Annotated in this window: 12 protein-coding genes and 1 other annotated feature; of the genes, 8 read left to right on the top strand and 4 right to left on the bottom strand. The window is 65.2% G+C overall.

The annotated features are described in order from the left end of the window. The first annotated feature begins 274 nt into the window (after positions 1 to 274). Positions 275 to 634: a hypothetical protein gene (locus tag B5V46_RS18530; RefSeq protein WP_080618169.1), complete on the top strand. Its 360-nt coding sequence runs from the start codon at positions 275 to 277 to the stop codon at positions 632 to 634. 312 nt (positions 635 to 946) lie between these two features. Then, a protein-coding gene (locus tag B5V46_RS18525; protein WP_155774203.1) for an IS3 family transposase occupies positions 947 to 2,184 on the top strand; the annotation gives its coding sequence in 2 pieces (ribosomal slippage) (positions 947 to 1,247 and positions 1,247 to 2,184; 1,239 coding nt in all). Further along, positions 1,237 to 1,353 (top strand) — a sequence feature (AL1L pseudoknot). (Overlaps the previous gene by 117 nt.) 756 nt (positions 2,185 to 2,940) lie before the next feature. Here the strand turns inward: B5V46_RS18525 and B5V46_RS20625 are convergent. Beyond that, entirely contained in the window at positions 2,941 to 4,071 is a 1,131-nt protein-coding gene (locus B5V46_RS20625) for an NUDIX domain-containing protein (protein WP_231119342.1), read from the bottom strand. Positions 4,072 to 4,161: 90 nt separating this feature from the next. Here B5V46_RS20625 and B5V46_RS20070 point away from each other — a divergent pair, with 90 nt between their 5' ends. Next, positions 4,162 to 4,755: a hypothetical protein gene (locus B5V46_RS20070; RefSeq protein ID WP_155774202.1), complete on the top strand. Its 594-nt coding sequence runs from the start codon at positions 4,162 to 4,164 to the stop codon at positions 4,753 to 4,755. Between the two features lie 85 nt (positions 4,756 to 4,840). After that, positions 4,841 to 5,869 (top strand): TonB-dependent receptor, encoded by a 1,029-nt coding sequence (locus B5V46_RS18500; protein ID WP_080618166.1) that lies wholly within the window; start codon positions 4,841 to 4,843, stop codon positions 5,867 to 5,869. Positions 5,870 to 6,411: 542 nt separating this feature from the next. Here B5V46_RS18500 and B5V46_RS18495 read toward each other — a convergent pair. After that, positions 6,412 to 8,010 (bottom strand): hypothetical protein, encoded by a 1,599-nt coding sequence (locus tag B5V46_RS18495; RefSeq protein WP_080618165.1) that lies wholly within the window; start codon positions 8,008 to 8,010, stop codon positions 6,412 to 6,414. 180 nt (positions 8,011 to 8,190) lie between these two features. Here B5V46_RS18495 and B5V46_RS20065 point away from each other — a divergent pair, with 180 nt between their 5' ends. The 4 genes from B5V46_RS20065 (at position 8,191) to B5V46_RS18480 (ending at position 10,681) form a co-directional block, all read left to right on the top strand. Beyond that, complete coding sequence (locus B5V46_RS20065; protein ID WP_155774201.1) at positions 8,191 to 8,334, top strand: hypothetical protein; 144 nt, start codon at positions 8,191 to 8,193, stop codon at positions 8,332 to 8,334. 1 nt (position 8,335) lies between these two features. Continuing rightward, complete coding sequence (locus tag B5V46_RS18490) at positions 8,336 to 8,575, top strand: hypothetical protein (RefSeq protein WP_080618164.1); 240 nt, start codon at positions 8,336 to 8,338, stop codon at positions 8,573 to 8,575. Further along, positions 8,575 to 9,396 (top strand): hypothetical protein, encoded by an 822-nt coding sequence (locus tag B5V46_RS18485; protein WP_080618163.1) that lies wholly within the window; start codon positions 8,575 to 8,577, stop codon positions 9,394 to 9,396. Before B5V46_RS18490 ends, B5V46_RS18485 begins: the two co-directional genes overlap by 1 nt. 97 nt (positions 9,397 to 9,493) lie before the next feature. After that, positions 9,494 to 10,681, top strand: coding sequence for a hypothetical protein (locus tag B5V46_RS18480; RefSeq protein ID WP_196774425.1), 1,188 nt, complete (start codon positions 9,494 to 9,496; stop codon positions 10,679 to 10,681). A 383-nt stretch (positions 10,682 to 11,064) separates the two neighbouring features. Here the strand turns inward: B5V46_RS18480 and B5V46_RS18475 are convergent, their stop codons facing one another. Both B5V46_RS18475 and B5V46_RS18470 read right to left on the bottom strand, forming a co-directional pair. Further along, on the bottom strand, positions 11,065 to 11,739 hold the full coding sequence (locus B5V46_RS18475; protein WP_080618162.1) for a type 1 glutamine amidotransferase domain-containing protein: 675 nt from the start codon (positions 11,737 to 11,739) through the stop codon (positions 11,065 to 11,067). Between the two features lie 28 nt (positions 11,740 to 11,767). Continuing rightward, positions 11,768 to 12,799: an NADP-dependent oxidoreductase gene (locus B5V46_RS18470; protein ID WP_080618161.1), complete on the bottom strand. Its 1,032-nt coding sequence runs from the start codon at positions 12,797 to 12,799 to the stop codon at positions 11,768 to 11,770. Positions 12,800 to 12,971: the final 172 nt, after the last annotated feature.

The following is a 12,971-nucleotide window of genomic DNA, read 5'->3' as shown; positions in this document are numbered from 1 at the left end:
GCGACGCCCGGCCGGAGACCTCCTCCGGCCGGGCGTTCGCTTTTCGAGGGGCCGGGCGCCCCCGGCAAGCTCCATCCCCATGCCCCGCCGCTGTCCGCCCCCGTCTGCCATGCGACCGCTGCGACCGTTTCGCGCAATCGGCGCGAAAGGATTTGCAATATCGGGTCGGGAAAGTTCGTTGGCATGGCTGCCGCGTTCGGGGAGGCGACCGCGAAAGCCCTGCCTGTTATCAGTTTTCATGAACAACGGAGAAGACAATTTGCGTACCCTGTGCATGCCAGCCCTGCTCGCTGGTCTCATGAGCCTTGGGGCCTGTGCCTCGATTACCAATGATGCGAATGTTCCGGTCGCCCTTTCCTTCAGCAACGGCGAGTCGGGCCGCTGCAAGCTTTCCAACAAACGTCAGGCACAAGTGGCTGATATTCCTGCCGTCGTCAGCGTCCGGCGGTCGGACGACGCGTTGAGATATGATTGCGAGACGAAGCGGGGCCGCGAAGCCGTCGGGGCGATCCCGAGCACCATGGGCGGAAAGATCGTCGCAAGCGCGGTTTTCCTGGATTTCGGCATTGTCGACTCGATCACCGACAAACACCGCGAATATCCGGCAAGCTACGTCATTCCCGTGGAAAGATAGGCGCCCGCGGCAAGACAGCCGTTTTTTGCGATGACGGAATATAGCCCGCCCGCCGCATGCCCGCGCGGCGGGTGGAAACCGGGGGGTCCTGTCCTTGCCCATTCCGCCGATGCAGGGCATCGGTCAGAACCCTCCGAAGATGTTCTGCAAGTATTTGCGACAATGTAGCTTTACGCTTGACGGTCGCGCTTCGCATCCCGGAAGATCCCGGCGCGGACCGACCTGCTGCGGGTGCCGCGCCGATCTTCCCACAGGACGCACTGAACCGGGCCGCCTTGCCCGGAGGGCCAAACTCTCAAAGGAGGCCCTCGCATGGACAGGAAGAAGAACACGACGAGCCCGTATCCGGCCGAGTTCCGCGAACGGGCGGTGCAGATGGTCATCGACCCTCTCGACAGCTATGCGTCTTTGACAGGCGCGGTGCGCGACATCGCCGGCAAGCTGGGTTGCTCGCCAGACAGCCTGCGGGTCTTGTACAAGCAGGCTCGGCGTGACAGCGGCAAGGAAGCGGGCCCGACCAGTGCCGAGAAGGCCCGCATCAGGGAACTCGAGCGCGGGAACCGCGAGTTGTGGCAAGCGAACGAGATCCTGAAGAAGGCCAGCGCTTGTTTTGCCCGGGCGGAGCTCGACCGCCCGTTCCGCAAATGACTGGCTTCATTGATGAATTCCGGGAGGAATTCGGGGTCGAGCCGATCTGCCGCGTGCCGCCGGTCGCCTCGTCAACATACCATGCACGGAAGGCCGCCGCACGGGACCCATCGCGGGCATCGCCACGGATGCGGCGCGATGCCGGGTTGAAGGACAAGATCCGGGAGATCTGGTCTGACAACCGCAAACTCTACGGCGCGCGGAAAGTCTGGCATGCCCTGAAGCGGGACAATGTCGCTGCGGCACGCTGCACCGTGGAGCGCCTGATGCGCGCGATGGGCCTGCAGGGCGTCATCCGTGGCAAGAAGGTGATCACCACAAACCCCGACACCACGCGCCCATGTCCGGATGACAAGGTGAACCGGGAATTCCGTGCCGAGCGGCCGAACCAGCTCTGGGTGTCGGACTTTACCTGCGTGCCAACATGGTCAGGCACCGTCTATGTCGCCTTCGTCATCGACGTGTTCGCACGGCGGATCGTCGGGTGGCGCGTCTCGACCTCTATGACCACCCAGGTCGTGCTCGATGCCCCGGAGCAGGCGATTTGGCAGAGAAAGCCGCCTGGAAACAAGGGCTTGATCCACCGCTCGGAGCGCGGATCGCAGTATCTGTCCGTCAAGTACACCGAGGGCCTGGCCGACGCGGACGTCGACCCATCCGTGGGAAGCGTCGGCGATTCCTACGATAACGCGCTGGCCGAGAGCGTGATCGGCCTCTTCAAAACCGGGGTCATCAAGCAGTTCGGGCCCTGGAAGACGATGCAGGACGTCGAGCGGGGGGCAATGCACTGGGTGGATTGGCACAATAACGAGCGCTTCCTCGGATCGATCGGATACATCCCGCAGGCCGAGGCCGAACGCCGGTATCTTGATCGAATGCAGCCGATGGCCAAGGTCGCATGACGCGTTGAACGAAATGCCCTCCGGGCAAGTCGGCGCGGTTCACCCGGGCGACCGGTCCGAGCGGGCACAAGACGATCGAAGCCGAGCGCAAGAAGAGCGATCTCCTCGACGAAGAGGTCGGCGACATGAGCCAGGTGATCCTCACCGATCCAGTCCTCGAGACGATCAGGGAACGATGTCGGTCGATGCCATCCCTGCCACCCGCTGACACCCGGAAGCTTAACATCGAACGACGTTTCCACACAGGCTCGGCCCTGAGGTGACGCGGGCCTGGTCGCCCCCGGGGCATAGGGGGCTTGGGTCGTCTCCGCGGAGACGGTGAAATTTCGAGGCCGCTCGCGGTGTGATCCCGGCGGAGTATCGAGCTACAGGATCGCAGTCCGGACCGGCGTCAGGGAGCACGCCACCGATATGTCTGTCGCGCGCGTCGTCAGGAGCATGAGGGGTGCCGGCTGTGGAGATGATCGCAACGATCAGGCGGGCGCATTGCGGCCAAATCAAGCCCATCGCGCAGATCTGCCGTGAGCAGCGGGCGTCTTGGAACGCTGTGCGCATGGTCATCAGATCGGGTGCGGTCGAGTTCGGCGGTGGCTGCATGACGCAGCGCGAGCCGATGATGCGGATCCGGCTTGCGAGGCGTTGCGCGGCCGGGGTTGTGAGGCCGTCCCGATATGCATCCGGTGGGCCGAAGGCGGCACGGGAGGCACCGGCCAGCGATTCCATGCCGGGGGCAAGATCCGGGGCCGGACGTCCGGATCAGGCCTGATTTCCCCCGAGGGAGCGGTTGAAGATCCTGACCGGCTCGGTCAGGCGGTAGAGCCTGGCCGGGCGCGCGCTGGCAGCCTTGCTTTTCTCTCCGGTCTCCTCGAGGAAGCCGAGATCCGCGATCTTGCGCCGGAACGAGCTTTGGTCGAGCGCCTCTCCGAGGACGATCTCGTAGGTTCGCTGCAGCATCGGCAGGGTGAAGCTTTCCGGCAGAAAGGCCGCCGGGAGGGATGAATAGGCTCCTTTGCCACGGAGCCGGGCGGCCGCATCGGCGATCTGGCGGCCGTGGTCGAAAGGCAGATCCGGCAGGTCGGAAACCGGATGGAGCGAGGTGCGCTCATCCAGCTCCTCCGGCAGCGCGTCCCGCGGTACCAGGGCGAGATAGGCAATCGACACCGACCAGCCGCGCGGGTCCCGGTCCGGTCCGGCATAGGTCCTGAGCTGCTCGAGATAGACCCCCGCGAGCCCGGCCTTGTCGCGGAGGATCCGCGACACGGTCTGGGGCAGGTCTCTGTCCTCATCGGGATGAACGAAGCCGCCGGGCAAGGCCCATCGGCCTGCAAAGGGATCCTGCTGCCTGCGGTGAAGAAGGACCTTCAGGATATCCTCCTTGATCGTCAACAACACCGCATCCACCGTGACGACGGGCTGGCGGAAGGTCTTCGTGGCCATGGGTGTGCTCATCATGTTCCGGTTGCGTTGATCGACCATATCCTTGCAACTTGCATATTGCAATTTTAATCCGGTGTCAGGGAAGACGATCATATGGAAGGGGAACGCGCGGTGAAAGCGGAAGACATCCTTGAACTGTCCGGACCTGCGGGCGCGGGTAAGCTGATGCCGGGCGGCCCGCACGAGATCCGCAGGACATTTCGCAAGCTGGTTGCGCTTTGGCACCCGGACCATAATCCGGATCCGCGCGCGGCCGCCGTGTTCCGGCACCTGGTCGCGCTTCGGGATCTTGCGCTCGGCAGGAGCGGCGCCGGGCGGACAGGGCAGATTGGGGCAGGGCAGGAGGAGATCCTGACCGCGAGGGATGGCAGGCGGTTCAGGACACGTGTCCATTACCGGCATGAGGGGGATGCCGGCACGCTTCTCGTGGGGGCGCGGGCCATTTCGCACATGATCCCGGGCGGGAACCGGGATCTCGCCCGTCTGGAGGAGGACGCCGTCCGCGGTTTCCGCTTTGCGGATGCAGACATGGCGGCGCAGATGGCATGGGCATTGCCGGCCCTGCTCGAGGTGCGGGCGCTCAGGGATGATGCGACGCTCCTGATCTATGAGCGGCCGGAGGGCGAAGTGGTTCTGGCCGATCTCCTCGACGCCTTCGGCCCCTTGCCGCCCGAGCATGCCGCATGGCTGGGGTCCGGCCTGTTAAACCTGGCCGCCTGGCTGAGCTGGGCCGGTCTGTTCCATGGCGGGATCGGTCCGGACAGCGTGCTGGTGAACCCGGACACGCATTCCGTCCGGCTTGTCGGGGGCTGGGCGTTCTCGGGCCGGCTTGGCAGCCGTCCGGCCGCCTTGCCGAACCGCACGCTCGATCTGATGCCGGCCCTCGCCGTGAAAGGGGCCGTGGCGGAAGAAAGCCTGCAGCTTGAACTGATCCGGAGGACGATCCTGGAAAGCCTTGGCGACGGGGCCGGAGCGCATCCCGGGCGGATCGGCGTCCCTGCGCCGCTGGCGGATTTCCTCAGATTGCCCTCGGCGGCAGATGGCATTTCGGATTACCGCGCCTGGCAGGAGGCCCTTGTCCGCGCCTGGGGACACCGCAGGTTCGTCGCCTATCCGCATCGCCTGTCCATATAACTTGCAAATAGCAATTTGCAAATATCAAATAACAAGGCTAGATGGGTCGGGCAGGACATGGAAACCAGGCAGGAAAGGGTTGGACATGGGAAACGGACGTTGGAGCGCGACGGGTTGGTCGGCCTATGCCAGGACGGTCACGGCGGGCAAGAGCAAGGCCGAGATCTTCACCTCGCGCGGGATGAAGCCGGATTACGATCCGAGCAGGTTCAGGCTCCGCGAAAGCCGCGACAGCGCCGACAATCCGCAATCGACGCCGATCATCCTGGCCTCGGACGTGACCGGATCGATGGGGATGATCGCCGAGAAGATCATGCGCGACGGGCTCAACACTCTGGCCACCGAGATCTATGCCCGCAGGCCGGTCCCGGATCCGCATATCATGATCGCGGCTGTGGGCGATGCCGAATGCGACAGGGCTCCGCTTCAGGTGACCCAGTTCGAGGCGGATATCCGCGTGGCCCGGCAGGCCCGGGAGCTCTGGCTCGAGGGCGGGGGAGGGGGCAACAGGGGCGAGTCCTATTCCATCGCCCAGCTCTTTGCGGCGCTGAAGGTGTCGGCCGACGCAATCGAGAGGCGCGGCAAGAAGGGGTATCTGTTCACGATCGGGGACGAACCGAACCTTGACGGCATGACCCGGGCCCAGATCGAGCGCTATCTCGGGGTCACGCTCGAGCGGGACCTCTCGGCGGCCGAGATCCTTCAGATGGCTCGCAAGAACTGGGAGGTCTTCCATGTGGTTCTCGTGAACGAGGGCTATTGCCGTTATGGCCGGGACGAGGTCCTCGCGACCTGGCGGGCGCTGCTGCCGGAGCGGACGATCGAGCTGCAAAGCGTCGACGCACTGACGCTGTCGGGCAATGTGCGCTACAGCGGGTCCTATTTCTCGGATGACGACAACCTGTCGGCAAGCTTCGTCGAGTCCTACACGGTGGCGAATACCCGCATCGCCTATGACCTGCGGGACAACCTGCAGCTCTACGGCTATGTCAACAACCTCTTCGACGAGGACGCGGTCACCTATATGCGCGCCAGCCGGGCGGTTGTCGGCGGCTACGAGGCGACGCTGGTCGAGCCGCGCATGATCGGTATCGGGCTCAAGATGACGTTCTGAGCCCCAGGCGCCGGTTGCCGGAAGGGCCCGCCGCCGCGGGCCCTTGCCGTTTCCGGGCCGCATATCCGGACCGCGGGATCTGCGGGCCCGCACGGACGCGGCGCCGCCGCCTTGACCGGCCGGTCGTCCCGTAAAGCTCCGGCCCCGCCCCGACGCGCCCTCGACCGGATCGAGAACGGCCGGCACCGCGGGCGTGGTCCGGATAGCGCAGGCGGCTGACATGCCCCCGGTCCCCGGGGCAGGGCACCATTCCGACGCGCCGCTCCGCAGCTGACCGGGCAAAGCTCTCCTGCCCCCTGACCGATCACGGAAACCCAGCCGGGCTGGCGGAGCGAGGGCCGACTGGCCCGGAACGTCGGGTGCCGGAACCGTCCCGCCCCGGCATTTTCCCATGCGTTGGCGGCTTCCGCGCCTGCTCCGGCACGTCCTGCCGAAAAAGGGGCGCGGATAGCCTCCCCTTGGATCTCTTGCGCCGGGGCATTGACCGCGCGATCCTGTCGGGGCCTGATGACTGGCGCCGGACGGAGTGGGCAGGAGGGCCCTCAGCCTTGCGATCCGCCCGACCGGTACCAGCGCCGGATGCGCCAGTTGGCCTCGGCCCAGGCCAGCATGCAGAGCACAGGCAGCAGCAGCGATGCCGCGCAGGCGGCGACGGCGATGGGTGGCCAGGTCTCGGCTTCCATCCCCCGCAACCGCTCGCGCGCCTCGGCCAGGCGGTCCAGATCGGTCCCGTCGCGCAGGGTGATCCCGCTGCGGCCGCTGACGAGAACCGGGGTTTCATAGGTCTCGGCCGGGGCGCGCTGCCCGCAAAGGACATCCTGCACGAGACAGGACGGCCCCATGGGCACGAGGCTGTGGGACCGCCCTTCCGGCCGGATCGCGGGCTTTGGCAGGACCGCTTCCACGAAGGCCCGGTCGGGGGCATTGCGATAGGGCAGGGCCCGCATTTGCGCCGCAACCAGCGCGTCGGGCAGGGCGGCGATCCTGCCGGGCAGATCCGGGGCGATCCGCGACAGGGCGCGCGCGCCTTGCATCAACTGGTCGCGGTAGGCGGCGATCAGTGCGGGGTCCGCCGGACCGGCGCCCGGGATGCTGGCGGGAAAGACCCGGCTGATCCGGTCCACCACCCCGATCTCCTCTCCGCTCATCAGGACCGGGTCTGCGTCGCGGGACAGGCTGACCGTCCGGAACGAGACCGGACCGGCATGAAGCACCCTGTTGCCGAACTCGGGATCGGGCCGCAGATCATCGAGACCGCGCCCGATCAGTGCATCCAGCGGGATTTCGGCGCCCCCTCCATAGGTCTGTTCGAGCCGCGTGACTGTGGACCGAAGCCCGGTCCTCTCGTCCATCCGCTCTGCCAGCAGAAACCAGCAGAACAGGCTGGCCAGCGCACCGAGGACTGCGGACCCGAAGCCGAATGCCAGCACCGTCGTCTGTGCCCGCAAAAGCGGCAGCCCCGCGCGCATTTCCCGCGCGATGGAGCGGTTCCCGAGGCGCAGCAGGAACACGCCCGGATCCGGCAGGGTCGGGTCGATCCGCGTGCTGCGGTAGCGGGTGGTCATCGGCAGGCGTAGCACGGTGCCCGAAGCATCGGGCAGGTGCGCGACCTCGACAGGCTGGTCCTGGTCCGGCAGGGCGCCTCGGGCGACGATGTCGCGTTCCCAATGGGCGGGCATTTCCACCAGGTCCCTGCATTGGTCGAAGGCGAAGATATTCGTGCTGTCGCGGGTGGGATGGGCAAGGGTCCGCAGCCTGTCGCTGAACATCCCGACCTTCAGGTCATCGGGCACGCGCAGGCTGCGGCGCATCCTCAGGAACGCCATCAGGCCGGGTCCCCATCCCGAAAGCGCGACGCCCGCCGCGAGGAGGCAGAGCATCAGAAACAGCGCCGCGGGCATGACATATCCGTCCCGGTCCAGGGTCGTTATCCCGATCCAGACCAGGGCCCCGGCGATCCCGCCGACGAAAAGGAAGTTCCCCATGAACATCAGGCGCCGGAGCCCGCGCAGACGGTTGAACCGGCGCAGGTAGAGGAGCTCTTCGGCGGTGGCGCCGCGGCATTTGATCGGCTTGGGGGCGGGCCCGGCATCGGCCGTGAAGGAGAAGGTGAAGGATGGCGGGCGCGCGGGATCACTCATCGGATCTGTGGGGTCTTCCTGTTCGAACTCGGAAACGGGCCTTGCTGCGGCAAGATGGGGTCGGGCTTGCCCAAGTCCAGCCATCTCCTGACATTTCAGTATCATAATACTGATTATCGGACCTGTGCTACCGCTCGGTTGTGACGCTGTGTTGCGTCACCTGTAACTGAGAGGTTTCCTATGAAAAACACGGTTCTCCGTGCCACGCTGACCATGGCGGCGAAGTCCGTTCTGCCTGCGCTGCTCGGCGCGCTCGGCGCGCTCGGCACTCTGGCAGCAGTGGCCTACTCCGAGGGCTATCGCGCGTTCTGCGGGCTGCTGTGACATGCAGGCAGATCGCGCACCCCTCCAAACCTATGAGCAAGCCATCTGGCGGCTCGTTCAATCCGTCGTTTCCGAGAAGTTCGACGCGGCACAGATCGACCTCGCCGTTGATATCGTCGCCGATGTCTTCTGGGTTACGGACAAGAAAGTCCTAGAGGATGTTGCCAAGGCCTCCTCCGGCCTTGGCCTGTGCTCGGCGGATGCTCCTGCCCGCCGCTCTCATAGCAGGATCTGCGCCTAATGGATCCCGTTGTCACTGGCTCCCTTATCTCGGGCGGCGCCAGCCTTCTTGGCGGCCTTTTCGGCAGCAAGAAGAAGGCGAAATACGTCGTCCCGGACTATGGAAAAATCCGCGCACGGGCCGAGGCGGCCGGGTTCAATCCCCTGACCGCCTTGACCTCTGCTCCGGGCGCTGTTGCGTCGGCCGGGCAGAATTACATGGGTCAGGCCATTGCCGATGCCGGTCTGCTGCTCGCGGACGGCCTTGCCAAGAAGGCCGAGAAAACCGGCGAGCTGCAGAAGGCGCGGGAACAAAACGCGCAGTTGAAGGAGCGTGTTCAGCAGCTTACCATTCGTCCCCGAGTTGGCGGCATCTACGCCAGCAACGTCAATACGCCGTCCATTCGGGCGGCAGTTGGGGGTGAACATGGAGTTCCTGGCAAAAGCCGTCAGAGTGTATCTCTGGATAGCCCTTTCGCTGGCGATATTCTCGGGCCTGACGACGGCAATCGCACTGGCCCTCAGTTAGCGGTTACCAAAGACGTTCCGGCCTTTCGTGCCTTCGGGCACGACTTTTACGGCTCCGGAAACTTCTCTACCGGTCAGCAGATCGAGGATAGTATTGGCGAAGGCCCCTTTTCGTGGCTTTGGCCCTCCCTCACCGTACCAGATGCTTTCCTCAATGAGGCGTTCAAGGCCACTGGCCGAGGTCGCTACCGAACGCATCATAAAGGCTCTCCGATCTACACGCTTGAAGACGGCCAGCGCTATGCGTTGCAGCCGCCGGACAAGCCGTCCTTGTTCCAGCGCTTCAACACCTATCGCAAGTGGTGGGAACGATGAGCCGCCGTCCGAAGCGCTGCAAGGGCTGCGCCGCCCGTAGGGCCGCGCTGTCCCGCTCTTTCAAGAAAATCTCCCAACGCCTTAGAAGGAAAAAGAAATGAGCTATCAGAACGCGCGCAATGTGCGCCGCGAAAGCCGTACCCTTGTCGGCCGCTTTCGGGGTGGCAAGCTCGCCCCCGTCATGGCCGTGCCCGTCCGTGGCAATGAAGGCGGGTTCCTGTCTCAGCAGATCACGCTGGAACTCGACCCCATCGCGGGCCGCATGATCACGCCCATCACCGGCGAGTTCATCTCGGTTTTCGTGCCGGTTCAGGCCGTCGATGCCATCAAGGACCCGGATGCGGCCTATGCCGGCATGACCGAAGTCCTGCGCGAGAAGCTGCTTTCCGGCAATCCGCTGTTCGATCTGGAACCGGAGAGCGAGATTTCGCGGCGCTGCGGGGTCAATCCCCGCTCCATTGGCGGCGTGAAGAAGGTCAATGAGATCGTCCGCCTTGGACATAACGCCGCCGTCAACTTCCTGCGGCAGCGCAAATATGTGAAGGCCAAGCAGGTCCTGCATTCCAATACGGCGATCACCCCTGCCCTGATCTCGCAGACCGTGCTGGACCGGCTGAACGGCGTTCTCGATCCCGAGGATCGCGTGAACGGGCGTATTCAATTCGATGGTAACATTCCGATCCGTGGTGTCGGCCGCATTAACCCCGGCTCTGGCGCCAACCCTCTCACCAATCAATCGGTGACCGAAACCGGCGGTGACACCGATACATATTCTCGCGCTTTTGACCTCGGGGCCAACGGTGGTTATCTCCGTGTGGAAACCGACGCCACCGGTGTTCCGCAGGTGTTCGCCGATCTCGGCGGCGCTGCCGATATCAGCCTGACCGATTTTTACAACGCCGAAACCATGGATCGACTGACCCGTGCGATGCGCGAGTTTGTCGACGCCAATCCGCAATACGGCGAGGAAATGGCGCTCCGCTGGGCGCATGGGCTCTCGGTCGATACCGGCAAGATGCCTTTCATCATTTCCCAGCAATCGCGCGTGTTCGGCCGCTCCATCGTCGGTGCCACAGACACGACGGACGTTGAGGGCGACGTGATGCGCTCTGACATGATGCTGCAACTGTCCTTCTCGGTTCCGATCCCCAGGACGGAGCTTGGCGGCATCGTCATGACCTTCGCCACCATCAAGCCCGACGAAACCCTGTCGTCGCAGCCGCACCCGTATCTGTCGGACGTCTGGGGCCTCGATAACTTCGTCGCCGATGAATTGGGCGCTTGATCCGGTTCCGGTGACTGTCCGGGACCTCGACAGCGATTGCGCCGCAAGCCGGCTTTGCTCCCGCGCTTCAACGCCTGTCGCAACTGGCGGGAAAGACCAGCCGCGTGAAGCGGTCGGCCGAGCATTCCACCCGGGGCGCGCGCGCATGGTGACAGGTCCTTGTCGTGGCATGGCGGCCGCACTCCGCGCTGCGTCCTTCGAGGACTCCATGACAGGATTTGCCCGTTCCGGCCCCCCCCCGATGCCGGAGAGGCATCAGGATCCGGACAAGGGAGGATGCCCTTGTCGGGCAGTGGCATCGGCCGGGCCCTGCCCCTGACCTCGACAGCGGTGCCGAACCGACTGTCGCGGAAAAGGGCCGGTGCGCGCCCGGACCAGGCCGCTCAGAGCAGCGACAGAAGCTTCTGCGCGGCCTCTTCGGACGAGGCCGGGTTCTGGCCCGTCACCAGCTTGCCATCGCTCACCACGAAAGAGGCCCAGTCCTCGCCCTTCCGGTAATCGCCGCCCTTCGATTTCAGCATGTCCTCGACCAGGAACGGAACGACCGAGGTCAGGCCGACACCGTCTTCCTCGCTGTTGGTGAAACCGGTCACCCTCTTGCCTGCGACCAGCGGCTTGCCGTCCGGCCCCCTGGGATGCCGGAAGACACCCGGCGCGTGGCAGACGGCCCCGACCGGGCGGTCGCTTGCGGCGAAGGCCTCGATCAGGGCGATGGCGTCCCGGTCTTCGGCGAGGTCCCACAGCGGGCCGTGGCCCCCGGGGAAGAAGAGCGCATCATAGCCTTCGGCCGGAACCGAAGACAGGATCTCGGACCTGGCCAGATGCCTTTGCGCGGCATCGTCCGCCTTGAACCGCCTGGTGGCCTCGGTCCCGGCATCGTCGCCGTCGCTGGCCGGATCCAGCGGCGGCTGGCCGCCTTTGGGCGAGGCCAGGGTGATCTCGGCCCCGGCATCCTTGAAGACGTAGTAGGGCGCGGCGAATTCCTCGAGCCAGAACCCCGTCCTCTTGCCGGTATCGCCCAGCTTGTCATGCGATGTCAGAACCATGAGGATTTTCATAGAAGCCTTCCCTTGGCGGTCGTGTCGGTTACTGGCAAAGCCTGATGACGCGTTTGCCGAAAGCCTCGCCATTCAGCAGCCCAACGAAAGCGGCGGGCGCCTGTTCCAGACCGTCGATCATTTCCTCGCGATACCTGATCTTTCCCTGCGCCACCCAATCGCCCATCTGTCTGGCGAATTCCGGGTAGAGGTGGCCGAAATCGTCGAAGACGATGAAGCCGCGCATGGTCATCCGCTTGCGCAGGATCGTGCCCATGAGCTGGGGGATCCGGTCGGGGCCGTCGGGCAGCGACGTTGCGTTATATTGCGAGATCAGACCGCAAACCGGGATCCGGGCCGAGGTGTTGAGCAGGGGCATCACGGCATCGAAGACTGCGCCGCCGACATTCTCGAAATAGATGTCGATGCCCTCGGGAAGCGCGGCCTCAAGCGCTTTGGGAAAGCCCTCGGCCTTGTAGTCGATGCAGGCGTCGAAACCGAGGGTCTCCGTGACATGGCGGCATTTCCCGTCTCCGCCGGCAATGCCGACAACCCGCAGGCCCAGGATCTTGCCGATCTGGCCGACCGTGGCCCCGACCGGGCCGCTGGCTCCGGCCACGACCAGGGTTTCGCCCGCTTTCGGCTGCCCGATCCGGGTCAGCCCGGCCCAGGCCGTCAGGCCCGGCATGCCGAGGACGCCAAGCGCCCAGGATGGATGTTCGGGCGACTTGCCCATGTTGATCACGCCGCGTCCATCCGAGAGCGCGTAATCCTGCCAGCCGCCGAAGGCCACGACCCGGTCCCCGGTCTCGAAGCCCTCGACCTGCGATGTCACCACCTCTGCCACCGTGCCGCCGACCATCACCTCGCCGATCTCGACCGGGGCGGCATAGGAGGGCGCATCGCTCATCCGGCCGCGCATATAGGGATCGAGCGACAGGTATTCGTTGCGCAACAGCATCTGGCCGGGCCCGGGGGTCGGCACCTCGCCGGTTTCCAGGCGCAGGGTGTTTTCGTCCGGGGCGCCCGTCGGGCGGCGGGCCAGGACATATCTGCGGTTCACGCTATCGGTTTGGGCCATGGGTCATTCCAGTCTGATCGGATCCTGTCCCGACAAGTTTGTGCGCGCCCGCCGCATGACAAGGGCGGCGTGGCGCACATCCCCTTGAACAGGGCAAGGCGGGCCTTCGGCCGGCATCGGGCGCGCGAGTCCCCCGGTGGCAGGGGTCCGACGGCGCGAAGGCGATGCGCCC

This window comes from Rhodovulum sp. MB263 (assembly GCF_002073975.1).
Taxonomy (GTDB): Bacteria; Pseudomonadota; Alphaproteobacteria; order Rhodobacterales; family Rhodobacteraceae; genus Rhodovulum.
Note: the sequence above shows the minus strand (reverse complement) of the source record. Positions and strands in the feature narration are given on the sequence as shown.

Coding starts and splice junctions, on each gene's coding strand:
- B5V46_RS18530 (WP_080618169.1), top strand. CDS start 275: ATGCCAGCCCTGCTCGCTGGTCTCATGAGCCTTGGGGCCTGTGCCTCG.
- B5V46_RS20070 (WP_155774202.1), top strand. CDS start 4,162: ATGGCATGGGCATTGCCGGCCCTGCTCGAGGTGCGGGCGCTCAGGGAT.
- B5V46_RS18500 (WP_080618166.1), top strand. CDS start 4,841: ATGGGAAACGGACGTTGGAGCGCGACGGGTTGGTCGGCCTATGCCAGG.
- B5V46_RS18495 (WP_080618165.1), bottom strand. CDS start 8,010: ATGAGTGATCCCGCGCGCCCGCCATCCTTCACCTTCTCCTTCACGGCC.
- B5V46_RS20065 (WP_155774201.1), top strand. CDS start 8,191: ATGAAAAACACGGTTCTCCGTGCCACGCTGACCATGGCGGCGAAGTCC.
- B5V46_RS18490 (WP_080618164.1), top strand. CDS start 8,336: ATGCAGGCAGATCGCGCACCCCTCCAAACCTATGAGCAAGCCATCTGG.
- B5V46_RS18485 (WP_080618163.1), top strand. CDS start 8,575: ATGGATCCCGTTGTCACTGGCTCCCTTATCTCGGGCGGCGCCAGCCTT.
- B5V46_RS18480 (WP_196774425.1), top strand. CDS start 9,494: ATGAGCTATCAGAACGCGCGCAATGTGCGCCGCGAAAGCCGTACCCTT.
- B5V46_RS18475 (WP_080618162.1), bottom strand. CDS start 11,739: ATGAAAATCCTCATGGTTCTGACATCGCATGACAAGCTGGGCGATACC.
- B5V46_RS18470 (WP_080618161.1), bottom strand. CDS start 12,799: ATGGCCCAAACCGATAGCGTGAACCGCAGATATGTCCTGGCCCGCCGC.